Source organism: Cryobacterium gelidum (assembly GCF_004403985.1).
Taxonomy (GTDB): domain Bacteria; phylum Actinomycetota; class Actinomycetes; order Actinomycetales; family Microbacteriaceae; genus Cryobacterium; species Cryobacterium gelidum.
In genome coordinates this window covers 68167-91613 of sequence record NZ_SOHL01000015.1, presented here as the reverse complement: position 1 = coordinate 91613, position 23447 = coordinate 68167, and the positions used below count along the sequence as shown (strand labels likewise).

General features: G+C 67.6%; 22 protein-coding genes. 14 read left to right on the top strand and 8 right to left on the bottom strand.

The window, feature by feature from the left end; translation table 11 throughout:
- Positions 1–9: 9 nt before the first annotated feature.
- From E3T50_RS08900 to E3T50_RS08890, 3 genes are all read left to right on the top strand, one after another.
- Positions 10–546, top strand: coding sequence for a YbhB/YbcL family Raf kinase inhibitor-like protein (locus tag E3T50_RS08900; protein ID WP_241990840.1), 537 nt, complete (start codon positions 10–12; stop codon positions 544–546).
- 94 nt (positions 547–640) lie between these two features.
- Positions 641–1753, top strand: coding sequence for an alpha/beta hydrolase (locus tag E3T50_RS08895; RefSeq protein WP_241990839.1), 1113 nt, complete (start codon positions 641–643; stop codon positions 1751–1753).
- Between the two features lie 166 nt (positions 1754–1919).
- Positions 1920–2483, top strand: a complete 564-nt coding sequence (locus tag E3T50_RS08890; protein ID WP_370288959.1) for an acyl-CoA thioesterase — start codon at positions 1920–1922, stop codon at positions 2481–2483.
- Between the two features lie 98 nt (positions 2484–2581).
- Here the strand turns inward: E3T50_RS08890 and E3T50_RS08885 are convergent, their stop codons facing one another.
- Together E3T50_RS08885 and E3T50_RS08880 are read right to left on the bottom strand one after the other, a co-directional pair.
- Positions 2582–3088: an SRPBCC domain-containing protein gene (locus E3T50_RS08885; protein ID WP_134551516.1), complete on the bottom strand. Its 507-nt coding sequence runs from the start codon at positions 3086–3088 to the stop codon at positions 2582–2584.
- Between the two features lie 240 nt (positions 3089–3328).
- The gene (locus E3T50_RS08880; protein ID WP_134551515.1) at positions 3329–4288 is read right to left on the bottom strand and encodes a LysR family transcriptional regulator; all 960 of its coding nucleotides are present in this window, start codon (positions 4286–4288) and stop codon (positions 3329–3331) included.
- 156 nt (positions 4289–4444) lie between these two features.
- On the opposite strand from E3T50_RS08880, the gene E3T50_RS08875 reads away from it, so the two are divergent.
- The 4 genes from E3T50_RS08875 to E3T50_RS08860 all read left to right on the top strand — a co-directional run bounded on the left by E3T50_RS08875 (position 4445) and on the right by E3T50_RS08860 (position 13014).
- The gene (locus E3T50_RS08875) at positions 4445–8026 is read left to right on the top strand and encodes a proline dehydrogenase family protein (RefSeq protein ID WP_134551731.1); all 3582 of its coding nucleotides are present in this window, start codon (positions 4445–4447) and stop codon (positions 8024–8026) included.
- A 182-nt stretch (positions 8027–8208) separates the two neighbouring features.
- The gene (locus E3T50_RS08870; protein ID WP_241990838.1) at positions 8209–9171 is read left to right on the top strand and encodes a 3-oxoacyl-ACP synthase III; all 963 of its coding nucleotides are present in this window, start codon (positions 8209–8211) and stop codon (positions 9169–9171) included.
- A complete protein-coding gene (locus E3T50_RS08865) occupies positions 9171–12014 on the top strand; it encodes an alpha/beta fold hydrolase (RefSeq protein WP_134551730.1) in 2844 nt (947 codons plus the stop codon). The genes E3T50_RS08870 and E3T50_RS08865 overlap by 1 nt, the downstream gene beginning before the upstream one ends.
- 10 nt (positions 12015–12024) lie before the next feature.
- The gene (locus E3T50_RS08860; protein WP_134551513.1) at positions 12025–13014 is read left to right on the top strand and encodes an NAD-dependent epimerase/dehydratase family protein; all 990 of its coding nucleotides are present in this window, start codon (positions 12025–12027) and stop codon (positions 13012–13014) included.
- Positions 13015–13095: 81 nt separating this feature from the next.
- Here E3T50_RS08860 and E3T50_RS08855 read toward each other — a convergent pair whose 3' ends face one another.
- The 3 genes from E3T50_RS08855 to E3T50_RS08845 form a co-directional block, all read right to left on the bottom strand.
- A complete protein-coding gene (locus E3T50_RS08855) occupies positions 13096–13458 on the bottom strand; it encodes a GntR family transcriptional regulator (RefSeq protein ID WP_338145350.1) in 363 nt (120 codons plus the stop codon).
- Positions 13455–14501, bottom strand: coding sequence for a hypothetical protein (locus E3T50_RS08850; RefSeq protein WP_134551512.1), 1047 nt, complete (start codon positions 14499–14501; stop codon positions 13455–13457). The genes E3T50_RS08855 and E3T50_RS08850 overlap by 4 nt, the downstream gene beginning before the upstream one ends.
- Before the next feature lie 67 nt (positions 14502–14568).
- A complete protein-coding gene (locus E3T50_RS08845; RefSeq protein ID WP_134551511.1) occupies positions 14569–14946 on the bottom strand; it encodes a GntR family transcriptional regulator in 378 nt (125 codons plus the stop codon).
- Positions 14947–15089: 143 nt separating this feature from the next.
- Between E3T50_RS08845 and E3T50_RS08840 the strand changes: the two genes are divergently transcribed.
- Positions 15090–15857, top strand: a complete 768-nt coding sequence (locus E3T50_RS08840; protein WP_134551510.1) for an ABC transporter permease — start codon at positions 15090–15092, stop codon at positions 15855–15857.
- A 9-nt stretch (positions 15858–15866) separates the two neighbouring features.
- On the opposite strand, the gene E3T50_RS08835 is transcribed toward E3T50_RS08840, so the two are convergent.
- A complete protein-coding gene (locus E3T50_RS08835; protein WP_134551509.1) occupies positions 15867–16304 on the bottom strand; it encodes an Lrp/AsnC family transcriptional regulator in 438 nt (145 codons plus the stop codon).
- Between the two features lie 225 nt (positions 16305–16529).
- Between E3T50_RS08835 and ddaH the strand changes: the two genes are divergently transcribed.
- The 5 genes from ddaH to E3T50_RS08810 all read left to right on the top strand — a co-directional run bounded on the left by ddaH (position 16530) and on the right by E3T50_RS08810 (position 20412).
- Complete coding sequence (gene ddaH / locus E3T50_RS08830) at positions 16530–17384, top strand: dimethylargininase (RefSeq protein WP_134551508.1); 855 nt, start codon at positions 16530–16532, stop codon at positions 17382–17384.
- A gap of 61 nt (positions 17385–17445) precedes the next feature.
- A complete protein-coding gene (rocD, locus tag E3T50_RS08825) occupies positions 17446–18711 on the top strand; it encodes an ornithine--oxo-acid transaminase (protein ID WP_420898725.1) in 1266 nt (421 codons plus the stop codon).
- A gap of 113 nt (positions 18712–18824) precedes the next feature.
- Entirely contained in the window at positions 18825–19787 is a 963-nt protein-coding gene (locus E3T50_RS08820; RefSeq protein WP_134551507.1) for an acetylxylan esterase, read from the top strand.
- Positions 19788–19837: 50 nt separating this feature from the next.
- Positions 19838–20044: a ribbon-helix-helix protein, CopG family gene (locus E3T50_RS08815; RefSeq protein WP_241990837.1), complete on the top strand. Its 207-nt coding sequence runs from the start codon at positions 19838–19840 to the stop codon at positions 20042–20044.
- Positions 20041–20412: a type II toxin-antitoxin system death-on-curing family toxin gene (locus tag E3T50_RS08810; protein WP_134551506.1), complete on the top strand. Its 372-nt coding sequence runs from the start codon at positions 20041–20043 to the stop codon at positions 20410–20412. Before E3T50_RS08815 ends, E3T50_RS08810 begins: the two co-directional genes overlap by 4 nt.
- A 44-nt stretch (positions 20413–20456) precedes the next feature.
- Here the strand turns inward: E3T50_RS08810 and E3T50_RS08805 are convergent, their stop codons facing one another.
- On the bottom strand, positions 20457–21836 hold the full coding sequence (locus tag E3T50_RS08805; RefSeq protein WP_134551505.1) for an alpha-hydroxy acid oxidase: 1380 nt from the start codon (positions 21834–21836) through the stop codon (positions 20457–20459).
- A gap of 12 nt (positions 21837–21848) precedes the next feature.
- The gene (locus E3T50_RS08800) at positions 21849–22565 is read right to left on the bottom strand and encodes a FadR/GntR family transcriptional regulator (RefSeq protein ID WP_134551504.1); all 717 of its coding nucleotides are present in this window, start codon (positions 22563–22565) and stop codon (positions 21849–21851) included.
- A 95-nt stretch (positions 22566–22660) separates the two neighbouring features.
- On the opposite strand from E3T50_RS08800, the gene E3T50_RS08795 reads away from it, so the two are divergent.
- Positions 22661–23404 (top strand): dienelactone hydrolase family protein, encoded by a 744-nt coding sequence (locus E3T50_RS08795; RefSeq protein WP_134551503.1) that lies wholly within the window; start codon positions 22661–22663, stop codon positions 23402–23404.
- Positions 23405–23447: the final 43 nt, after the last annotated feature.

Genomic DNA, 23447 nt, shown 5'->3' with positions numbered 1-23447 from the left:
GAGGCCATCGTGACGCTCGACCCACTCGCCCGTTTCGGCGCGGTGCCCCAGTTCTCGCTCACCAGCACCGACCTGACCGACGGCGGCCCGTTGCGGCCGGCGCAGTATGCCGCCGGTGCCGGGGGAGCGGACGTCTCGCCGCAGCTGTCTTGGAGCGGTTTCCCTCCCGAAACCGCGAGCTTCGCCCTCACCGTGTACGACCCAGACGCTCCGACCGGCTCCGGGTTCTGGCACTGGGCCGTGGCCAACCTCCCGCTATCCGTCACCGACCTGCCGGTTGACGCGGGCGTCGCGGGCGGGGCTCTGCCTGGATCGTCCCTGACCTTGCCCAACGAGCTGCGGTTGACCTCTTTTGTCGGCGCCGAACCGCCCCCTGGCACCGGCACGCACCGGTATCAATTCATCCTTCATGCCGTTGACGTGCCGATGATCGACCTGGACTCGCACTCGACGCCGGGCGTTCTCGGCTTCAACCTGCACTTTCACACGCTTGCGCGCGCGGTGCTGGAAGGGACCGGGGTGGCGGGCGGGGCGTCCGCTGCGTGAACGTACGGCACGAACTGCCACCTGAAGCCGGGAGTTACCCCCAAAGGGGGTACTTCCCAGCGGGCATTCGGGAAGGTCAACTTAGCCTCGACCAGTGAGTATCACCAGCATCCAGTTCGACACTGTTCGTGCCACGCCCCTCCCCGCAGCGCCCCCGGCCTCGTCCGATCCCGCCCGGGTCGAGCATTCGGCACGGGCCTGGCTGCACGGTATCCGTTTGCACGCCGACGGCGTCACAGTTGACCGGTCGGCGCATCGCGAGACCGGTATTCGTCGTCTGCCGGTCTGGGCCTGGCGCGCTCTCATGCTGCGACGCGCGACGCCGATACACAAGTTCAACCTGAACCCGATCGACACCGTGGAATACGACCTCGACGTCGACTACATCGGCGATGGCCAGAAGATTCACCGGCTCGACGTCATCGCACCCAAGGACAGCGATGCCGCGGCACCGCCACTGCCCGTCTATGTGTACTTCCACGGTGGTGGTTGGACCTCGGGTGACAAAGACCCGCTCACCAAATATTGTGCGAGCCAGGCCGCCGAGGGCATGATCGTGGTCAATGCCAACTACCGCATGGCCACGCGGTTCCAGCTGAAGCACATGATGCAGGACGGCAACGCGGTACTCGACTGGGTCGCCCGGAACATAGCCGCCTACGGGGGAGACCCCACCCGCATCGTGCTCGGCGGTGATTCAGCCGGCGGACACATCGCGGCGCTGCTCACCGCGTCGACCTATGAGCCCGCGCTTGCCGCGCACTACGACATTCATCCGCCGATCGCCGCCCGCAACCTGCGCGGCCTGGTGCAGCACTGCAGCATCGCCGACTTTTCGGTGTTGTTCGAACGCGGTTTCGTACTCAGCCTCAACTTCGTGCGCATGCTGCTGCCCGAGCGGGGCCGGGGGCTGCACTTGCGCACGGCCGCCCGTTTCATGTCGCCGATCGAATGGCTGGATCGGGGTTTTCCGCCGGTGTTCGTGACGACCTCGGAGCGGGATTATTTCTATCGAGCCAACCTCAATTTCATCGAGGCGTTGCGCGCGCGTGCTATTCGGGTCGACACCCTGATCTACGGTCGGCGCAGCGTCAACACCAAGCACACCTGGCAACAGGACGACACGCATCCCGAATCGCAGGAGGTCTACCGCCGCCTCGGCGCCTTCGTGCGTGCGGTTGCGCCGCGTGCGGTCGCTCTGGCTTGAGCTTCCTGCGGGTGCGCACTGCGCCGAGGCTGAGATACCGGGTCGGAATGCCCCATCAGCTCGCGTCTGTGGCACATCGTGCACCCCACGAGCTGAATGTCGACGGATGCTGGTGCTCACCGACAACGGATACCGCGCGCCTGCCTCGTTTCGTTAGCATCGTGACGTGCATATGTTCCTCAGAACCCTCCTCCATGCTCTGCTGTCGAAGTTCGGACCGCGGCTCGGTCACTTCGATGTCGCACGCACCAACTTTCTGACGCTGCCGACCGACCAGGATATTTTGCGGCACATGAACAATGGCGTCTACCTGTCGATCATGGACGTGGCCCGCTTCGACCTGCTGCACCGCACCGGTGTCTGGGCGATCTTCAAGGCGCGCGGCTGGTATCCCGTCGTGGTCTCTGAGACGATCAGCTTTCGCAAATCTCTCCGGCTCGGCCAGAAATTCACGGTCGAGTCGCGCATCCTCGGATTCGATGAGAAGGCCGTGTACGTGGAGCAACGCTTTGTGCGACCGGATGCCGACGGTGACCTGGAGATCTACGCCCACGGATACATTCGCGGCCGTTTCCTCAAGCGCGCCGGTGGTGTCGTCACGATCACCGAGCTGCTCGAGGCGATCGGCGTCGCTCCCGACGACGTGACGGTGCCGGAGTGGCTGCTCGAGTGGAGCCGGGCTGCGGCCGCCCCCGCCACCCGCGCGTCCGCCCCCAGTATCTGGCGCTAGTCACCCGCGCGTCCGCCCCCAGTATCTGGCGCTAGTCACCCGCGCGTCCGCCCCCAGTATCTGGCGCTAGCCACCTCGCGGGTCGTGCTGGCCGCGGATCAAGCGGTGCGCACCGGAACAATCAGGTCCTTGTAGAACTGGGCGTGCGCGGGATAGTAGTGTTCCCACTCCGGCAGCGGCAGGCCCGCGCGCGAGGCGACCAGACGATCGAGGTAATAGTCCCAACCGGGGCCGACCGTGGCGACCTCGGAGGGGGACCGCAAGCGCTGCCCGAAGGTCAGGTTCGTCATGCCGTCGCCCTCGACGAGATGGAACAGTGCGCGCCAGGAATCCTCACCCTCGCCGAAATCGCCCTTGAAACGGTGCGGAGCCTGGCACTCGCGAATACTCACGTATTCCCACCTGGCATCGGGCTCCGCCGCCATCCTGAACTTGACCGCGCCGGTGGCCGATGAGCCGGTATACGTTCCGATCCACCTCTCGAGTTCAGAGGGGCGCGTCATGCTCGCCCACACCTGTTCGATCGGCGCGTTGAACAGCCGATTGAGCATGAGATACAGGCCATCCTCGCGGTGAACGAGGCGTCCGGTGGGCTTGGCTGACATGGTGACCTCCACTGTGAGTGAAACGCGAGTCTTCCCTCAGGCTAGGCCACTTTCCGTCGCTCGGCCACAGCGTTGAATCATCAGTTTCCGGCGACGGCATCGAACACTCCGACTACCAGTGCAGGGTGCACTGCGGGCAAATGCAGTGTGCTGCGGCCTGTCGAAGTGCAGATTCCGGCGGCGACTCGCAGGGGGCGTCGCCGACGGCAGCCGCCCCGGCTGCTGGATCGAGGCGGTCGGCTATACCGGGGCCAGCGGCTCGAACGGGCGCGGCGGCTCGAGCGGGTCGGATTCGGTGGGCTTGGCCACCTTGCTCACCGCCCGGTCGAGTGCGCCGCGCACCGCGACCACGCCTGGGCGCTGCGCGCTCGATCGGCGAGCGGCCGAGAACAGGGTGCGGTGCGGGGTGCCGGGCAGATCGTGCAGCTGCACGGCCGGCATGCGACCGGCCCAGACCAGGTCAGGCAGAATACCCACCGCATTGCCCGATTCAATCAAGCGGATATGCGCGATCAGGTCGGCGGTTTCAAACCGCACGTCGGGTTCGAAACCGGCCGAACGGCAGAGCTGCGTGGCCCACTGGCGGGACGCGGTGCCCACCGGCTCCATCACCCAGGGCAGCTCGGCGGTTTCCTCGAGTGTTGCCGCATGCACGCGTGTGGATTTCTCGGGTGGTACCGCGAGGCGCAGGGCATCCGTGGCCAGATTGACCCGGTCGAGGTCGGGCCAATGGGCGCGGGTGTGACCGGGATACTGCTCGGCGAGCACGAGGTCGAAGTCACGCGCGGCCACCTCGAACAGGCCACGCTCGGGCTCCCGCTCGGTCACCTCGACCCGCAGCGCCGGAAAGTCATCGGCGAGAAAGGTGAGGGCGCGCGGAATCACGGCGAGGGCCGCGGACTGGAACACGGCCACCCGCACGGTGCCGGACACCGTCGTGGTGCTCGCCCGCAGGTCGGCCTCGGCGAGCTCGAGGCGCTCGAGCAGGTGGGTGGTGTGCTCGACCAGAATCTCCGCCTGCGGGGTGAGCTGCACCCGCCGACCCACCTTCTTGAGCAGCACGACGCCGGCCTCTTTTTCGAGCAGCGCGAGCTGCTGCGACACCGCGGAGGGACTGTAAGCGAGGGCCTCGGCGACCCCGGCGAGGGTGCCGCGAATCTTCAGCTCACGTAGCAGCCGTAACCGTCTGACATCCAGCATTCGCCGTCCCCAACACCCATCACCCTACGCAAACCAAATCATTAGAAATTCTAATGAATATTATGCATAAACAATTGCTTTTACTAAATATAGGGTGGATCCAGACTTGAAGAACCAGAGCACCCCATCCGCGAACGAAAGACTAGTCTCGTGACCATGACCAACGCCTCCACCCGCCCGGCCAACGAGGATTTCAGTACGGAGGTCGTCGCGCTCGTGAAAAAATGGCTCGACGAAAGCGCCACGATTCCAGCGGATGCCGCGGCCGAGCGGCTCGCCGGCGTGCTCAAGGACCCGAACGGCCTGGACTTCACGGTCGGCTTCGTTGATGGCGTCATGCGCCCGGAAGACAAGATGGTCGCCGGTTACAGTCTGCAAAAGGTCGCGAGGAAGGCGCCCGGCTTTCTGCCACCGCACATGCGCGCGGCTATCGGCCTGGGCGGAATCCTCGGACCGGTACTGCCCTGGGTCGTCATTCCTGCGGCCCGCACCGTGCTGCGCCAAATGGTCGGTCACCTCGTCGTCGACGCCACCCCCGACAAGCTCGGGCCCGCTCTGGTGCACTTGAAGGAGGGCGGCAACCGCCTCAACATCAACCTGCTCGGCGAATCAGTGCTCGGCGAGAAGGAAGCGCTCGAACGCCTCGAGGGCACCAAACGCATCCTCGAACGTCCCGACGTGGACTACGTCTCGATCAAGGTGTCGTCGATCGCCAGCCAATTGTCGATGTGGGCCTTCGACGAGACCGTCGCCCGGGTGATTGAGCGATTGACGCCGCTGTATGAGTTCGCTGCGGCATCCGCTACTCCGAAGTTCATCAACCTTGACATGGAAGAGTACCGCGACCTCGACCTCACCATCGCGGTCTTCGAGGGACTGCTCGATCACCCAAAGCTCGCCCAGCTCGAAGCCGGCATCGTGCTGCAGGCCTACCTGCCGGACGCCCTGAGCGCCATCCAAGGCCTCACGCACTGGGCCCAGAAACGCCGCGCGGCCGGGGGAGCCCCGATCAAGGTACGTCTGGTCAAGGGCGCTAACCTCGCCATGGAGCACGTCGACGCGGCCGTGCACGACTGGCCGCTCGCAACCTTCGATACGAAGCAGGACAGCGATACCAACTACAAACGGGTGCTCGACTGGGCGCTCACCCCGCAGAACACCGACGCCGTCAAGCTCGGCATCGCCGGCCACAACCTGTTCGACGTGGCGTGGGCGCACCTGCTCAGTGTCGCCCGTGGCGTGGGTGACCGGGTTGAGTTCGAAATGCTGCTCGGCATGGCCACCGGCCAGGCCCAGGCTGTGCGCCGGGACGTCGGGCAGCTGCTGCTCTACACGCCCGTCGTCGACCCCTCCCAGTTCGACGTGGCCATCAGCTACCTCATTCGCCGGCTCGAAGAGAATGCGAGCCAGGAAAACTTCATGTCGGCCGTGTTCGAGCTGACCAGCAACCCCGAGTTGTTCAACCGGGAGAAGGCCCGTTTTCAGGCCTCCCTGGACGCGCTCGATGACCGGGTGCCCACCCCCAACCGCGTGCAGGACCGCTCCAGCAGCTACGACAGGGACCGGCTCGCCGCAGCCCAGCCGGATGCCCACAGCCAAGCGTCCGAGACCGCCACCGACGCCGACCCGCAACTGACCAGCGCCCTGCTCGGCATCACGCGCGGCTCTGTGCCCAACCACTCCGCGTTCCACAACGAGCCGGACACCGACCCGTCGCTGCCCGCCAACCGGGCCTGGGGCCGCAGGATACTGGCACGGGCCGACGCGTCAACGCTCGGCACGGACACCACCCTCGCCGCCGTCGTGCCCGACGAGGCAGTACTGAACACGATCATCGACGGCGTGTTGACCGCCGGCGCCGCCTGGGGGCAGAAAACCGGCGCCGAACGCGCTGCCGTGCTGCACCGCGCCGGGCTCGCGCTCGCCGCCAACCGCGACCGTCTGATCGAGGTCATGGTGAGCGAGTGTGGCAAGACCATCACCGAGGGTGACGCCGAGGTGAGTGAGGCCGTGGACTTCGCCCACTACTACGCCGAGCGTGCCAAGGACCTCGATCGCGTGCAGGGCGCCATCTTTGTGCCGTCGAAGCTCATCGTGGTCACCCCGCCGTGGAACTTCCCGACCGCCATCCCGGCCGGTGGCGTACTAGCAGCCCTCGCCTCCGGCGCCGGTGTGGTCATCAAGCCCGCTGCGCTTGCCCAGCGCACCGGTGCCGTTGTCGTGGAAGCCCTCTGGGAAGCCGGTATTCCGCGCGAACTGCTCGCGCTGGTCACCTTGCCTGGCCGTGACCTCGGGGCCAAGCTCGTCGCGCACCCCGCCGTCAACCGGGTCATTCTCACCGGCGGCTACGAAACGGCCGAGCTGTTCCGTTCGTTCCGCCACGACCTGCCGCTGCTCGCCGAAACGAGCGGCAAGAACGCCATCATCGTCACGCCCTCTGCCGACTTCGACCTGGCAGCCGCCGACGTCATCAAGAGCGCCTTCGGGCACGCCGGCCAGAAATGCTCGGCCGCCAGCCTCGTTATCCTGGTCGGCTCGGTCGCGAAGTCCGAGCGGTTCCTCGGACAGCTCGTCGACGCCGCGACGTCGATCAAGGTGGGTCCGGCGAGTGACCCGGTCACGCAGATGGGCCCGATCATGTCGCCGGCCGACGGCAAGCTGTTGCACGCGCTGACCACCCTGGGCGCCGAAGAGGAATGGTTGGTCGAGCCCAAACAGCTCGACGAGTCCGGCAAGCTCTGGTCCCCCGGCATTCGCACCGGCGTCACTCCCGGATCCTATTTTCACCTCACCGAGTTCTTCGGACCGGTGCTCGGTGTGATGCACGCGCGCAATCTGGAAGAAGCCATCCGCTTTCAGAACGCCGTCGACTATGGCCTGACGACCGGGCTGCACTCGCTCGACGCCGACGAACTGGCACTCTGGGTCGACTCTGTTGAAGCGGGCAACCTCTACGTCAACCGTGGCATCACCGGTGCCATCGTGCAGCGCCAACCGTTTGGCGGGTGGAAGCGCTCTGCCGTGGGTGCCGGCACCAAGGCTGGCGGACCGAACTACCTCCTCGGCCTCGGCAGCTGGGTCAACGAACCGGGTCGCAACAGCTCGACGCTGCACCTACGTGGGCTCGAAGAGCGGGTCACCGACATCATCGAGGCCAGCCAGCCTTTTCTCGACTACGCCGACTTCGACGTGCTGCGCCGCTCGGCCGTGAGCGATGCCCTCGCCTGGCGCGAGGAATTCAACGTCGTGCGTGATGCGACCGGTCTCGGTGTGGAGCGCAACCTGTTCCGCTACCGCGCGCTGCCGGTCACGGTGCGCCTGACCGAAACGGGCACGCTCGCCCAGCTGCTGCGCGTGATCGCCGCCGCAACCCTGTCGACATCGCGCTACGACGTGTCGAGCACCCTTCCGGTGCCGCCCGCCGTGCGCAACATCCTCGCCGAGCGCGAGATCGTGGTGGTGGTCGAGAGCGACGAGGAGTGGCTTGCCCGGGCCCGCTCCGGTGGCATCACCGCCAGCCGCGTTCGTCTCATCGGCAGCGACCCGGTGCTGGGAGCGCGGGAGGCGGCATCCGCTCTCGCCAAGGCGCTGGCCGGCAGCCCGGACATCGCCGTGTATTCCAACGCGGTCACCCAGGCCGGTCGCATCGAGGTGCTGCCGTTCCTGCGCGAACAGGCCATCTCGATCACCGCGCACCGGTTCGGCAACCCGAGCACGCTCTCCGAGGGTGTGGTCTGAGCCGTTCGGCCTGTGTGCCCCAAGGGGCGCACAGGCCACGTGCGGTTTACATACAGTTTCGTGGGGCAAACTCAGAGGGGACGTATGATTACCGCTGTCCACACTTCGACAGGGGCCCACGCGTGAACGGAAATGCGACGACGACGCACCGAAACGTGGCTTTGTTGTCGGTCAGCAGCCTCATGGCACCCCTCATTACGACGTCCGAAGAAATCGACCGCCGTCTCGAGCCCGTGCTGACGCGCCTCAAACTGCCCACCGGCTTGCTGCAGCGGGTGGCCGGCGTCTACGAGCGCCGCAACTGGGGCCCGCACGAGACCTTCGATGACGCCGCCGTCAAGGCCGGCAAGATCGCCCTGCGCGAGGCTGGTATTCGGCCCAGCGACGTGGGCCTGCTCATCAACACCTCGGTGACCCGCAAACACCTCGAACCCTCGGTGGCTGTGCGTATTCATCACGGCCTCGGCCTGCCCTCGTCGGCGATCAACTTCGACATCGCGAACGCCTGCCTGGGCTTCGTGAACGGCATGACCCTTGCTGCCCAGCTCATCGACTCCGGGCAGATCAAGTACGCGGTGATCATCGACGGTGAAGACGCCGACGAGATTCAGTCCAACACGATCGAGCGCCTCGGCCGCCCGGGCATCAAACGCAAAGACTTCATGAGCGAGTTCGCGAGCCTCACCCTCGGCTCCGGCGCTGCCGCGGCCGTGCTCGGCCCGGCGGATGCCCACCCGGGTGGACACCGCATCCTCGGCGGCGTCACCCGCGCGGCAACCCAGTTCAACGACCTGTGCGTCGGCAGTGTCGACGGCATGTTCACCGACGCGAAAGCACTGCTCAAGGGCGGTATGGAACTCGTCGTTTCGGCCTGGACCGAAGCCAAACGGGACTGGAGCTGGTCCAACATGGATCGTTATATCCTGCACCAGGTCTCGAGCGTGCACACCAACGCCATCGTCAAAGCCACGGGCATGGACAAGACCAAGATTCCGCTGACCTTTCCCACCCTCGGCAACGTCGGCCCGGCGTCGATTCCGATCACACTCGCCCGGGAGGCGTCGACGCTGCAACCGGGCAACCGGGTGCTGCTCATGGGCGTCGGGTCCGGCCTGAACACTGCCATGATGGAACTCGTTTGGTGATGGTGGGACCCCGTCGCCTGCCCATCGCCACCGCGGCCCCGGCCGTGCTGCCGCCGACGGGCCTGTCTGGGCTGAACCCTGGGTGGTCGCGTCTGATCGACGTCGCGGAGAGCGGTACGGCCGGCGGCGTGACCCACGGTTGGCACCTGCTCGACAACGGCCCACAGCTCGACGCGCTCGGCGTGCTTCCGGTCGGCACAATTCTGTGTGTGCACGGCAACCCCACCTGGTCCTACCTCTGGCGCGGTCTGCTTGCCTCGGCTACGGAGGCCGCGGCGTCGGGCGCGCCGGCCTGGCGCGTGATCGCCGTCGACCAGCTCGACATGGGCTTCTCGGCCCGAACCGATTCCATTGCCGCGACCGGCCGCCGCGCCGCGCGCCCGCTCGCTCGCCGCGTGCACGACCTCGGCGACCTCACCGACGCGCTCGAACTGGCCGGCCCGGTCATCACGCTCGGCCACGATTGGGGCGGCGTGGTCTCGCTCGGCTGGGCCGTCGACCATCCCGAGATGCTGGCCGGAGTCATGCTCCTCAACACGGCGGTGCACCAGAGCCCGGGAGATTCGATTCCCGCGCCGCTTCGGCTCGCGCTCGGGCGCGGCATCCTCGGCCCGGCGACCGTGGCCACGCCCGCTTTCCTCGCCACAACGCTCGCGCTCGCGCATCCGCCCCTGTCGGCCGAAGTGAAACGCGGCTACCGCGCACCCTACTTGACGAGCGCCCGCCGCGGAGGGATCGGCGGCTTCGTCGCCGACATCCCGGTTGCGCTCGCCCACGAGAGCCGGTTCGAACTCGACCGCATCGCCGAGGCAGTGCGCGCCCTTGCGGTGCCGACGCTGCTGCTCTGGGGTCCGCGCGATCCCATCTTCAGCGATCGATACCTCGACGACCTGGTCGAACGGATGCCGCACGCCCGCGTGCACCGGTTCGAGGGCGCGGGACACCTGCTCACCGAAGACGCGGACTACGCCGCTGCCGCGCTGCTCTGGCTGGGCGACATCGTCCCGGCCGAAAATTCCGACGCCGACGCCGACGCCCCGGAGTCGGCCGTGCAGTCCGCGATTCCTGAGCGCGCCCAGGGCTCCATGTCGGGTTCGGAGGCCGCGTGGGGTGTCGATGGGACGCATCCGCTCTGGCACTACCTCGACGAGCTGCGCGACTCGGACGAGACCGCCCTCGTCGACATGCAGCCGGCCCCCCGCACCGTGAGCTGGCGGCTGCTGTCACGGCGCGTGCGGCAGATCGCGGCCGGACTCGGGCACATCGGTGTTCGGCACGGCGACCGGGTGTCGCTTCTCGTACCGCCGAGCGCCGACCTCACCGCGGTGCTCTACGCCTGCGTGCGCATCGGTGCGATCGTCGTCGTAGCGGATGCCGGCCTCGGCTTGGCCGGCCTCACTCGCGCGGTGCGCGGCGCCCGCCCCGACTTCATCATCGGCGCCGCTCCCGGGCTCATGGCCGCCCGAGCGCTCGGCTGGCCGGGGCGCACGATCTCCACCGCCCGCTACCCGGCCCCGATGGCGCGGCTGCTCGGCGTCGAACACACCCTCGCGGAACTGATCCGGTTGGGCCAGGCCCGACTCGCCGCCGGCGACGAGCTCCCGCCCGAGCCCGCTCCGAGCGACACGGCCGCCGTGTTGTTCACTTCCGGGTCGACCGGCCCGGCCAAGGGCGTCGTCTACACGCACGGCCAGCTGTCGGCCGTGAGCCGTGCCCTCTTTCTGCAGTACGGCGTTGGTGTCGGCACCGGCCTCGTCGCCGGTTTCGCCCCCTTCGCGCTGCTCGGCCCGGCCCTCGGCGCCCGCTCGGTCACCCCCGACATGGACGTCACCGCCCCCAAAACCCTCACCGCCACCGCGGTCGCGGCCGCCGTCGTCGCCATCGACGCAACGGTCGTCTTTCTCTCACCGGCCGCCCTCGTGAACGTCGTCGCGACGGCAGGGGCGCTCACGCTCGCCGACCACACGGCCCTGGCCGGGGTGCGGCGTTTCCTCTCGGCCGGCGCGCCCATCTCCGCGACGCTGCTCGGTCAGGCCGCGGCACTCATGCCCGCTGCCACCGCGCACACGCCGTACGGCATGACCGAGGGCCTGCTCATGGCCGACATCACGCTCGAGGGCATCCGGGCCGCGGCAGCGAGCGTTGCCACGCCGCCGACAGCGGATACCGGCACGCAGATTCCCGCAGCGTCACCGCCGCGTGCGGCCGCAACCATGAACCCGGCCGGGGGCGTCTGTGTCGGGGGGGCGACCGCGACCACCCGCATCCGCATCAGCGCGCTCGACCCGAGCGGGGCATCCGTTGGTGAACTATCGGAGGAGCCCGACGTGACCGGCGAGATCGTCGTATCAGCGCCGCACGTCAAGGATCACTACGACCGGCTCTGGCTCACCGAGCGGGCCTCGCGGCGTGGCGCCGTGCCGGGCGAACGCTGGCACCGCACCGGCGACGTCGGGCACCTCGACCGCGCCGGGCGCCTCTGGGTGGAGGGTCGCCTGCCGCACGTCATCGTGACGGCCGACGGCGTGGTCACCCCGGTCGGCCCGGAGCAGCGCATCGAAACGCTGCCCGGCGTCGCCCGCGCCGCTTTCGTCGGCGTCGGCCCGCTCGGTACCCAGCAGCAGGTCGCCGTGATTGAAACTGTGCCGCCAGCCCGCCGGATGCACCGCGCTCCCGAGCGGCTCGCCACCGCCGTGCGCGTCGCGGTCGGGTCTCCGGTCGCCGCCGTTTTCGTGGTGCCGGGCCTTCCGACCGATATCCGGCACAATTCCAAGATCGACCGCCGCCGGTTGTCGCGCTGGGCCACCGGCATCCTCTCGGGCGGTCGCTGGGTCAAGCCATGAGAACACAATCATGAGGGTGCTGGTCACGGGCGCCAGCGGATTCCTCGGCCGTGCCGTCGCTGCCCGCCTCAGCGCGGGCGGGCACACGGTGCGCACCTTTCAGCGGCGGCCATCGGGTGTGCCCGGCGTCGAAGACGTGCATGGCTCGATCACGACGCCCGCCGACACCCCCTATGCCGGCCTCGCCTACGCCGTGAGCGGTATGCACGCGGTCGTGCACCTCGCGGCGAAAGTGTCGCTCACCGGCGACCCAGCCGCGTTCGAGGCGGTCAACGTCGGGGGCACCCGCACCGTTCTGCAAGCTTCCCAGGATGCCCGCGTCGCCCGTTTCGTCTACGTCTCCTCGCCGTCGGTGGCCCACGCCGGCAGCTCGATCATGGGCGCGGACGCGCTGCCAGCGTCGCCGGATCACGCCCGCGGCGACTATGCCCGCAGCAAGGCTCGGGCCGAACTGCTCGCGCTCGCCGCGGATGCTCCCGAGTTCAGCGTGGTCGCCGTGCGTCCGCACCTGGTCTGGGGCCCCGGCGATACCCAGCTCATCGATCGCATTGTTGACCGCGCCCGCTCGGGACGGCTGCCGCTGCTCGGCCACGGCGCGGCGCTGATCGACACGACCTACGTGGACAATGCGGCCTCTGCCATTCACGCGGCGCTCGACGCGGCCGACCGGGTTCACGGGCAGTCCTACGTGATCACCAACGGTGAACCGCGCCCGGTCGCTGAACTGCTGGCCGGAATCTGCGGTGCAGCCAACGTGGCCGCTCCGGCCTGGCGGGTGCCGGCACCCGTTGCCCGCGGGGCTGGCGCGCTCATCGAGGCAATCTGGCGGCGTCGCCCGGGAGCGGATGAGCCGCCGATGACCCGGTTTTTGGCCGAGCAGCTCTCGACCGCCCACTGGTTCGACCAGCGGCGCACCCGCGCCGACCTGAACTGGACCCCCGCGGTGTCCCTCGACGAGGGCTTCGAGCGCCTCGCCGCCCACTACAGCCCCGCACCGTAGCCCCAATGTGGTCGGGGCCCGGGCCCCGAACGGTGCGTGCCCCGTGCACACGAGGTCCGGGACTCGCCCGCCTCCTTGTCGCTACGAACGGATGCCGAGGGCAGCGCGCGCAAACGCGAGCGCTTCCTCGGGCAACACGCCGAGCTGTCGCGCCTTGCCGGCGAATGCGACGGCGGCAGCCTGCACCTGTTGCTGGGCGGCATTTCCGCTCGCTGCGATGAAGGATCCGTTGCGGCCGCGCGTTTCGATGACCTCGTCACGCTCGAGCTCGCGATAGGCGCGGGCGACAGTGTTGGCGGCGAGCCCCAAATCTTCGGCGAGCTTGCGCACCGTTGGCAGCTTGTCACCGGGGGCCAGATCGCCCGAGCGCACCGCGGCGAGCACCTGCACCCGTAGCTGTTCGTACGGCGGGGTCGCCGAGCGCGGATCGACCAGCAGCATCATGCCGGAGTCTTCGTTCGGTCGCCCTGATTGGGCTGATCGCCGCGCTGATCGCCGCGCTGGTCGCCGCGCTGGTCGCCGGGCTGATCGTTCCCGGCGGCGGCACCGCTTGCGCGGCGACGATCGAGTTCGACGGCCGTCTCGGGCCACAGCCTGCGCAGAAAGTGCGTCCTGCTGCGATTGCGCGTGCACGTAAGGCTCCAGCTGGCCAGCACGACGATGAGCACCGGGCCCATGATCGTGAACGACCCGCCCAGAATCGCGCCGATCGAGCCGGGCACCGGCAGGTTGATGGCCTCGCTCAAGGAGAGGAACAGCACGCAGGAGCTCACGGCGGCGATGATCCCGGGGATCGCGACGAGGCTGCGCAGGGTGGTGCTGCGAAAAGCGTCACTCCAGGCAAGTTGCATGTACGTGCTGGCCGGTTGGCCGCGCCCTAGCAGAGCGTTCGCCGCCGCCCAGGTCACCAGGCTCGCAGCGGTTGCCAGCGCCAGCACCAGTCCAGACGGCCAGAGAATCGTGCGCACCAGGACATCATCGAACACCCGATCCGGGTTGATGGCGATGATCCCAAGCACGGCGATGTAGCTCAGGGTGGCGAGGGCCAGCAGACCCAGTGAGAACGTGCGGTGCAGAGGGGTGACGTAGTCGGCCAGCCCGGGAGAGTCGCTGCGCGCTAGTCGCGGCGCTTCGGCCACAGGGGCGAACGCCGAGCGGGAATCGTTGCCGATGAGGGCGACCGTCGACCCGACCGTCATCGCGACAACGACCAGAAGCCCGTTCCACGGGTTCTGGCTGCCGTCCGTCACGACGAGCGCCGCCACGCTCAGAACGAGCCCCACCATCGACCCGACGACCCCCGAGCGTTCGCGGCGATAGATCCGGCCAGACAGCTCGGGAACGATCTCAGGAACCAACGCGAGCCCGACCTGCCGGGAGTAGGCCTGCAGCATCCGCCTGCGCGGTTCGGCACGTGCGTTATGGATCAACCGGATGCCGAGACCCGCCAGGACTAGCGCTGCCAGGATCAGTACGACCGTATCCACAAAACCTCCCTTTGTATATATTTTGTACCAGAGTAGCAATACAAAATCCGCGGCGCAAGGCCGATGGTCAGGCGTCGTAACGGCGGTCCAGGGCGTCGGTAACGAGGGCGAGCGCCGCGGCCGGGCTCACGCCGAGTTGCTCGATGCGCAATGCGAAGGCATCGGCTGCCGCCTGCGCATTGCGATCGGCCGCATCGCCGTTGGGAGCGATGAATGATCCGAACCGCCCACGCGTTTCTATCACGCTGTCCCGTTCCAGCTCGCGATAAGCGCGCGCGACCGTGTTCGTGGCCAGGCCCAGCTCGGCGGCCAGGGCCCGCACGGTCGGCAAGCGGGCGTCGTGGGCCAACTCGCCGGAGCGTACGGCCGCAATCACCTGGCTGCGCAACTGCTCGAACGGCGGCGTAGCCGACTCGGGATCAATGGCAAGAAATGAAGCGGGCACGGGACCCTCCGTTCAACGTTATGGGTAATTTTGCCTCGCCACAACGGATGCTGCAACCTCGTACCAACGGTACGTTCCCGGGGTATCTTATTGCGGGCCGGCGTCGGGCGCGCTTGCGTGCGGTCGCTGGGTAGGCTCGAGCCATGACCTTTCCGGCCGACCTCCCCGACGAGCTGGCCGATCTGCTTCCCACCCTGGTCGGGGTCGTGCTGCTGCTGGCGGTCGTCGTGACGGTGTTGCGCCTCTATCAAACCCAGCATCCGTTCGCCCCTGCGCTCGCCCTGTTGCGCGGAACCCTGCAGCTGGCCGCGATCAGCCTTGTTCTCAGTGGGATCATCAACGATCCGCTCTGGGTCGGCGTCGGGCTGCTCGTCATGTTCTCGGCAGCTGTCGGCACTGTCACTCGCCGGATCGGCTTCACTCGTGCGCACCTGGTTCGCGTGGCTGCGGCGATGGGGCTCGGCGTCGTGGTCACGCTCACCATTGTTTTCGCGACCGGGGCGATCGAATTCTCACCGCGCTACGTGCTCGCCATCGGCGGCATCGTCATCGGCAATGCCATGTCGATCGCGACGCTCAGCGGCCGCCGGTTCTCCGAGGCCGTCGGCGACCACTGGGATGAGGTCGAGGGCTGGCTCGCGCTCGGGGCCACACCGCGGCAGTCCACCCGCGAACTAGCACGACGGGCCGTCTATTTCGCCATCATTCCGTCGACAGACCAGACCAAGACCACGGGGCTGGTCACGCTGCCTGGCGCGTTCGTGGGCGCGATCTTCGGCGGAGCTTCGCCGCTGGAGGCCGGCCGGTTTCAGATCGTCGTGCTCGCAGGACTTCTCTGCGCCGGGTCGATCGCCGCGGTCACCCTGCTACACCTGGTCTCCCCGGTACGCCAAAAGCCGCTGGCCGAGTAGGACACCGCGCTACTGGATCGAGCGGTGGATCAGGCGGGAGAGCACGATCGCACTGCGGGTGTGATCGACGTTGGGGGCGAGGCGCACCTTTTCGAGCGCCGCCTCCAGACCCGGAATGTCGCGGGCGCGAATGTGCACCATGGCGTCGGCGCTGCCGGTGACGGTTCCCGCATCGACGACCTCGGGCACGCCCGCGAGAATGCGCAGCAATTCGTCGGGCGCCACGGTGCCCCGGCAGAACAGCTCGACATAGGCTTCCGTGCTCATGCCGTCAACGGCCGGATCAACCTGGATGGTGAAGCTGCGAATGACCTTGTCGGCCACCAGCCGATCAACGCGACGCTTGACCGCGGATGCCGACAGCCCCACTATCGAACCGATGTCGCCATAGCCGGCGCGCGCATTCTGTCGCAGCAGATCGAGAATGCTGTGGTCGAGGTTGTCCATGGGCCGAGTCTAGGGGGATGCCCTACACAAAATTGCGTTCAACCCGAGAATCTCGAAGATTTCTTGCGCAGATCAGCGTAAAACATTGATTCATGCTGTGTGAGACTGAGAGAGGCGTCTCGGACCGATCACAACTCGATCGTTCCGGGCTCTCGTGAGCGACCTGGTCCGCCACCCACCCAGAGTTCCGTCGGTTGAAGGCCTGCGGATCCCCGAAGGAGCCCCATGTCGATCGACCAAGCCACCCCCGTTCTCGCCGAAGAACCGGCCATCCCCGTGCGCACCGCCACCAAGCGCACCGTTCTCATGTGCAGGCCGCAGTTTTTCACCGTGGTCTACCGCATCAACCCCTGGATGGACCCGGCCCTGCCCACCGACACCTCGCTCGCCGTCAAGCAGTGGCAGACTCTGCACGACACCTACGTCGGCCTCGGCTTCGACGTACACCTGATCGACCCCATCGACGGCCTGCCCGACATGGTCTACGCGGCCAACGGTGGCTTCGTGATCGACAACCAGGCCTACGGCGCTAAATTCACCCATGTCGAGCGCCAGCCCGAGGGCCCCGCTTACATGGACTGGTTTGGCGCCAACGGCTTCGACGTGCGCGTACCGGTCGAGACCAACGAGGGCGAGGGCGACTTTCTGCTGGTCGGCGACGTCATCCTGGCCGGCACCGGCTTTCGCAGCGACTCAAACAGCCACGCCGAACTCTCGAACATCGCCGGCCGCCCGGTGATCACGCTGCGCCTGGTCAACCCGAGCTTCTACCACCTCGACACCGCCGTCGCCGTGCTCGACGACACCAACATCGCCTACCTGCCGAGCGCCTTCGACGCTCCAAGCCTGGCCATTTTGCAGGAACGTTACCCCGACGCGGTCATCGTCACCGAGGAAGACGCCGCCATTTTGGGCCTCAACTCCTACTCCGACGGCTACAACGTCGTCATCGCGGCCCGCGCCAAGGACTTCGAACGCCAGCTGCGCGCCCGCGGCTACAACCCGATCGGCGTCGACCTGTCCGAGCTGCTGTTGGGTGGCGGCGGCGTCAAGTGCTGCACGCTCGAGCTGCGCCGATGACACCGCGACTGTCAACACCGCGACGGTCAACACCGCGAACATTGATCTCAAGGAGCACGCAATGACCACGAACCTGACCGACGCGCAGGCCGTAGCCGCCGCAACCGTTTCGCCGGCGGCCGCTGCCCTGATCATGCAGGAAAGCGCGCACGCCGCGCACAACTACCACCCGCTCGAGGTCGTCGTTGCCTCCGGTGACGGCGCCTGGGTCACGGATGTCGCCGGTCACCGCTACCTGGACTGCCTCGCCGCGTACTCCGCCGTGAACTTCGGGCACTCCAACCCGGTACTGCTGGCCGCTGCCCGCGCGCAGCTGGGCCGTATCACCCTGACCAGTCGGGCCTTCTACAACGACCAGCTCGGTCCGTTCGTGACCGCGCTCGCCGAACTCGCCGGAAAAGACATGGTGCTGCCGATGAACACCGGCGCCGAAGCGGTGGAATCCGGCATCAAGGTCGCCCGCGCCTGGGGTTACCGGGTCAAGGGCGTCGCGCCCGACCTGGCCAACATCATCGTCGCCGCCGGCAACTTCCACGGCCGCACCACCACCATCATCAGCTTCTCCGACGACGAATCGGCCCGGGCCGACTTCGGCCCGTTCACGCCCGGTTTTCGCACCGTGCCCTACGGCGATGCTGCAGCGCTCGAAGCTGCAATCGACGAGAACACCGTTGCCGTGCTGCTTGAGCCCATCCAGGGCGAGGCCGGCATTGTCGTTCCACCGCCGTCGTACCTGCCCGCGGTGCGCGAGATCAGCACGCGGCACAACGTCTTATTCATCGCCGACGAGATTCAGTCGGGCCTCGGCCGCACCGGCTCGACCTTCGCCTGCGACCTCGTGGGCGTCGTGCCCGACCTCTACCTGCTCGGTAAAGCGCTCGGCGGCGGCATTGTTCCCGTCTCGGCCGTGGTCGGCAACACCGACATTCTCGGCGTGCTGCACCCGGGCGAGCACGGCTCGACCTTCGGCGGCAACCCGCTCGCCGCGGCCGTCGGCCTGGCCGTTGTGAATATGCTGGCCACCGGCGAATACCAGCAGCGCGCGACCGAGCTGGGCGCGCGCTTGCACGCGGGGCTCTCCGCGCTGATCGGCCACGGAGTGATCGCCGTGCGCGGTGTGGGGCTCTGGGCCGGAATCGACATCGACCCGTCGCTCGCCCCAGGCCGGGTGGTCTGTGAGGCACTTCTCGCCCGCGGCGTGCTCGCCAAGGACACGCACGGCTCGACCATTCGCCTCGCGCCGCCGATCGTGGTCTCTGCGGAGGACGTGGACTGGGCCGTCGATCAGCTGCGCCTCGCGCTCATCGACCTCGCCGCAGTGAAGTAAGCTACCGCCCCGCACCGGCTGCTGCCTGACCACGCGGCGGGGCTGCCGAAAGAGAATGTCGGTGCGTGACGCCCGGCCGGGCCGCGGCGGCCGGGCGCTCTAGGCTGGCAGTCATGTACACCGACCTGCCCGAAGCCGAACTCCGCACCTATCGCAGCGGTCAAGTCGACCCCGCCGATTTCGACGCGTTCTGGGCAGACACACTCGCCGAGGCCGACAGATATCCGCTCAATGTCATCGCCACGCGGGTCGACTCCGGGCTGAGCACGCTCGACGTGTTCGACGTGACGTTCGCGGGGTTCGCCGGGCAGCCGATCAAGGCGTGGTTGCGCGTTCCCCGTGGCGCAGGCGCTCCGTTGCCGACCGTCGTGCAGTTCCACGGTTATGGCCGGGGGCGCGGGCAGGCGTTCGAGAACCTGCTGTGGGCATCCGCCGGGTACGCTCACTTCGACATGGACCTGCGTGGTCAGGGATTCAGCGGGAGCACCGGAGACACGGGCGACGATGCGGGCAGCGGACCCCAGGTGCCCGGATTTCTGACTCGCGGCATCGATTCCCGCGAAACCTACTACTACCGTCGGCTGTTCACCGATGCGGTGCGCGCCGTCGCTGCAGCCCGCAGCCTCGAATATGTCGACTCTGCGCGAGTGGGCGTCGTGGGCATCAGCCAGGGTGGCGGGATCGCGCTTGCCGTGGCTGGGCTCGTGCCCGATCTGGCCGCCGTGGTTGCGCTCGTGCCGTTTCTCTGCGACTTTCCGAGGGCATCCGTCATCACCGACGCGTTGCCGTACCGTGAGATCGCCCAGTACCTCGCAACCAATCGGCTGAGGGTGGCACAGGTGCACGACGTACTGGCCTACTTCGACGCCGTCAACTTTGCCAAGCGCGCCACCGCGCCGGTGACCATGACGGCGGCGCTGATGGATCCGATCTGCCCGCCGTCAACCGTGTTCGCGGCCTATAACAATTACGCCGGACCGAAGCAGATCACGGTCTGGCCGTACAACGGGCACGAGGGCGGAGCCTGGGAAGACGACGCACTCGCCCTGCGCGCCTTTCGCGAGCGCGTCGCCTGAACAGCCCACGGGCCCCTTGTCGCAATGCATGAGGAGCGATACCTTTTTGTATGGCCATCAACGTGCGCATCCCGGAGGAACTCGACCGCCAGCTTGAGGCACTCGCGACGGCGCAGCATGTGTCGAAGCACGCATTGCTGCTCCAGGGCGCAACATTGATTGTCGACCACTACTGGCGGCGCACCGAGATCGAATCCGGCCTGCAATTCGTGCTGAGCCACGACGCCGGGTTGCTGCAGCGCCTCGAGGACGCGTGACCCAGTACCTGGAGGTCGCTGACGCACTGCAGGTCACCGGGCGGTACGGATTCCATGCACGAGATGCCGGCCTGCTGGTGTCCGCACTCGCGCGACCGTCCGCGTCCACGTTCGGAACGGATGCCTACGCGAGCTTCGATCGCAAGGCTGCGGCCCTGCTTGAATCGCTCGTGCATAATCATCCGCTGAGGGACGGCAACAAGCGCACCGGCTGGACCCTCATGGTGCTTTTTCTCTGGATCAACGGTTTCGCCCACGATTTCACCGTCGCTGAGGGTTTCGATTTCGTGATCGGCGTCGCCGGGGGACTCATCGACCTCGATGAATCGGAACGACTCATCGCTGCGCACCGGGTCAAACGACCGTAACCGGGTGGCGGCGCAACTCAGAACCGTCGGCGCCGCCGTCTCGCCTACTTTGCCGGAGCCGCCTTCTTCGGCGCACGCTTCACCGGCGTGCTCGTGACAACAGCAGATGCGCTGACCGTCTGCTTCGGCGCAGCAGCTTTGCGCACCGGAGCCCTGCGCACCGGAACCGCCTCGGCGGCGGTGGCCAGGGGCGCGGCGACCGGCACCAGCCGGGCTAGCTGGGTCACGTGGCCGGGGTTCAGTTCCTCGAGCGCGTTCACACCGAGCAGCCGCATGGTGCGGGCTACCTGCTCCGACAGAATCGCAATCGTGCGGTCGACCCCGGCCTCGCCGCCGGCCATGAGGCCGTAGAGGTAGGCGCGGCCGATCATGGTGAAGCGGGCGCCGAGGGCGATCGACGCGACGATATCGGCCCCCGACATGATGCCCGTGTCGAGGTGCACCTCGGTGTGTGCTCCGACCTCGCGGGCGACCCGCGGCAGCAGGTGGAACGGGATCGGCGCGCGGTCGAGCTGACGACCGCCGTGGTTCGAGAGGGTGATGCCATCAACGCCGAGGTCGACGAGGCGCTTGGCGTCCTCGATGTTCTGCACACCCTTGACGACGACCTTGCCTGGCCACTGCGCCTTGATCCAGGCGAGGTCCTCAAAGTCGACGGTCGGGTCGAACATCGTATCGAGCAGGTCGGCGACGGTGCCGCTCCAGCGGTCGAGGCTCGCGAACGAGAGCGGCTCGGTGGTCAGAAAGTTGATCCACCATTCCGGGCGCGGCAGGGCGTTGACGACGGTACCGAGGGTGAGCGCCGGCGGAATCGAGAAGCCGTTGCGCTTGTCACGCAGGCGGGCGCCGGCGACGGGCACGTCGACGGTCACGAGCAGTGTGTCGTACCCGGCCTTCGCGGCCCGGTCGACGAGCGCCATCGAGCGGTCGCGGTCCTTCCACATGTACAGCTGAAACCAGTTGCGGCCGTTCGGGTTGGCGGCCTTGACGTCTTCGATCGAGGTCGTACCCATGGTGGAGAGCGCGAACGGAATGCCGGCCCTGGCTGCGGCGTGCGCCCCGGCAATCTCACCCTCGGTCTGCATCATGCGGGTGAAACCGGTGGGCGCGATGCCGAAAGGCTGCGAAACCTGGGCACCGAGCACATTCCAGCCGGTCGATACGGTCGACACGTCGCGCAAAATGGAGGGGTGGAACTCGATGTCTTCGAAAGCCTGGCGGGCCCGGTCGATTGAGATCTCGGCCTCGGCGGCCCCCTCGGTGTAGTCAAACGCGGCCTTCGGCGTGCGCTTCCTGGCGATGACGCGCAGGTCGTTGATCGTGAGCGCCGCAGCGAGGCGGCGCTTCTTCGCGTTGAGCTCCGGGGTCTTGAATTTGAGGAGCGGGGCCAGGTCTTTGATCTGGGGGATGCGTCGTTGAACCATGGGCGTCCTTGTCTAGTGGTCCTGCAGATGGGTCTCGGCGTAGTACCCCGAGATGTGGGCGTGCACGGCGAGGCAGGCGGCATCCGCTTCGCCGGCCACGATGGCGGCGAGAATGCCGCGATGTTCGAGCATGAGGCGCGCGGATGTCGCCGGCCAGCTCGCGAGACCCGCCGCGCCCGCCCGCGCGTACCCCTCGATCGCACTGCGGAGACCGGCCATGGTCGCCATGATCACCTGGTTGCCGTTCGCTTCGGCGAGCGAGAGGTGGAACTGGGCGTCGAGGGCGAGGAATTCGGCTTCGGTGCGGGTCTGGCCTTCCATCGCGGTGAGGATCTGCTCGCAGCCCGCCAGGTTGGGGGAGCCGGCGCGGCACGCCTCGGCCAACTCGGCGACGATCGCCCCCTCCAATACGAGGCGGGTCTTGACCACATCGGTTACCGCAAAGCCCTGCGCCGCGACCTGCAGGCGCATGAGCGCCGACATGCCGCCGCCGGGTCGCGCGACGATGATCGCGCCGGCGGAGGGCCCGGAACCAACGGCGGTACGAATGAGCCCGAGCACCTCGAGCACGCGCAACGCTTCGCGCACGCTCGACCGGCCAACGCCTATGTCGGCCGCGAGGGTGCGCTCGGGCGGCAAATGATCGCCGGGGCTGAGCCGGCCCTCGAGCAGGTCGAGCTCGACGGCGTCGAGCACGACCTGCCAGGCGCGCGGGTTGTTCGCGGTCACGGTGTCCTCTCGATCAGGCTGGCTGTGGTCTGACCACAGGCTACCGGACTTTGCGTGGTTTGCGGGATACAGTTTCAGCTAATCCGGGAGAAAGCATGACCTTCGCACCTCAGCTCATCGACCTGAAATTGCCCGACGGACCGGGCGGCAGTGCCGGTCTGAAGGCGATCCTCGCGATCCCGGCCGGCGACGGCCCATGGCCCGGCGTCGTGCTCGTGCACGAGGCGTTCGGGCTCACGGACGTCATGCGTCGCCAGGTCACCAGGATGGCCGAGGCCGGCTATCTGGCGCTCATGCCCGACCTCTTCACCGAGGGCGGAACCCGCAAATGCCTCGTCGCCACCTTTCGCACACTGTCGGCCGGCGCCGGCCGGGCCTTCGTCGACATCGAATCAGCTCGCTCGTTCCTGAGCCAACGCAGCGACTGCACCGGTCGCATCGGTGTGCTCGGGTTCTGCATGGGCGGCGGCTTTGCGCTCGCCACGGCCACCCGCGGTTTCGACGCTTCCTCGGTCAACTACGGTCGGCTGCCCAAGAATCTCGACGACCACCTGCTCGGTGCCTGCCCGATCGTCGGCAGCTTCGGCGGTGCCGACCGCTCCCTCATCGGCGCCGCGGCTGCCCTCGACTCCTCCCTCGATCGGTTGAAGATCGCGCACGACGTGAAGGAGTACCCGCTGGCCGGGCACGCCTTTCTCAATGATGCCGAGACCGGGCCGCGGGTGTTGCGTCCCGTGCTGGCACGCATTCTCGGCGCCGGTCCCGACCCGGTCGCCGCCGCCGACGCCTGGACGCGCATCGAGGCGTTCTTCGGCGAGCATCTCGGGGCGCCACGGTAACCAGGCCCGGCACCCGCGCAAGCCGCCGCGAACACGGCCGTCG

Bases quoted from the DNA above. Each gene is read 5' to 3' on its own strand.
- E3T50_RS08885 (WP_134551516.1), bottom strand. From the start codon at position 3,088: ATGTCAGCCAAGCCCACCGGACGCCTCGTTCACCGCGAGGATGGCCTG.
- E3T50_RS08880 (WP_134551515.1), bottom strand. From the start codon at position 4,288: ATGCTGGATGTCAGACGGTTACGGCTGCTACGTGAGCTGAAGATTCGC.
- E3T50_RS08875 (WP_134551731.1), top strand. From the start codon at position 4,445: ATGACCAACGCCTCCACCCGCCCGGCCAACGAGGATTTCAGTACGGAG.
- E3T50_RS08870 (WP_241990838.1), top strand. From the start codon at position 8,209: ATGGCACCCCTCATTACGACGTCCGAAGAAATCGACCGCCGTCTCGAG.
- E3T50_RS08865 (WP_134551730.1), top strand. From the start codon at position 9,171: ATGGTGGGACCCCGTCGCCTGCCCATCGCCACCGCGGCCCCGGCCGTG.
- E3T50_RS08860 (WP_134551513.1), top strand. From the start codon at position 12,025: ATGAGGGTGCTGGTCACGGGCGCCAGCGGATTCCTCGGCCGTGCCGTC.
- E3T50_RS08855 (WP_338145350.1), bottom strand. From the start codon at position 13,458: ATGATGCTGCTGGTCGATCCGCGCTCGGCGACCCCGCCGTACGAACAG.
- E3T50_RS08840 (WP_134551510.1), top strand. From the start codon at position 15,090: ATGACCTTTCCGGCCGACCTCCCCGACGAGCTGGCCGATCTGCTTCCC.
- E3T50_RS08835 (WP_134551509.1), bottom strand. From the start codon at position 16,304: ATGGACAACCTCGACCACAGCATTCTCGATCTGCTGCGACAGAATGCG.
- ddaH (WP_134551508.1), top strand. From the start codon at position 16,530: ATGTCGATCGACCAAGCCACCCCCGTTCTCGCCGAAGAACCGGCCATC.
- rocD (WP_420898725.1), top strand. From the start codon at position 17,446: ATGACCACGAACCTGACCGACGCGCAGGCCGTAGCCGCCGCAACCGTT.
- E3T50_RS08820 (WP_134551507.1), top strand. From the start codon at position 18,825: ATGTACACCGACCTGCCCGAAGCCGAACTCCGCACCTATCGCAGCGGT.
- E3T50_RS08815 (WP_241990837.1), top strand. From the start codon at position 19,838: ATGGCCATCAACGTGCGCATCCCGGAGGAACTCGACCGCCAGCTTGAG.
- E3T50_RS08805 (WP_134551505.1), bottom strand. From the start codon at position 21,836: ATGGTTCAACGACGCATCCCCCAGATCAAAGACCTGGCCCCGCTCCTC.
- E3T50_RS08795 (WP_134551503.1), top strand. From the start codon at position 22,661: ATGACCTTCGCACCTCAGCTCATCGACCTGAAATTGCCCGACGGACCG.